1 pseudogene is annotated in these 317 nt (G+C 79.8%); it reads left to right on the top strand.

From position 1 onward, the window contains the following. A pseudogene (locus G3I53_RS28195) lies at window positions 1–312 on the top strand (amidohydrolase); the annotation flags it as partial. Window positions 313–317: the final 5 nt, after the last annotated feature.

The raw sequence follows: 317 nt of genomic DNA, 5'->3' as shown, positions 1-317 counted from the left end.
CGGGCCGCGCACACCGCCCTGCTGGGGGCGCGGCGGGTGCTGACCTGGCCGGGTTCGATGGCCGCGGAGGACTTCCCGCTGTTCGGCGACGCGGGGGCCGAGGTGCACGGGCAGCGGGGGGTGCCGCTCGTGTACTGGATGCTGGGCGTGGTGGGCGCCGAGGAGTGGCGCCGGGCGGCGACCGGAGGCCCCGGCACCCAGCCCCTGGCCCCCAACCACTCCCCCGCCTTCGCCCCCCACATCGGCAGTGCCCTGCGCCCGGCGGTCGCCGCGCTGGCGGGCGCTGCGCTGGACCGGTTCGCGGCGGGGTGAGCCGG

Source organism: Streptomyces sp. SID14436, assembly GCF_010548465.1.
Taxonomy (GTDB): Bacteria; Actinomycetota; Actinomycetes; order Streptomycetales; family Streptomycetaceae; genus Streptomyces.
Note: the sequence above shows the minus strand (reverse complement) of the source record. Positions and strands in the feature narration are given on the sequence as shown.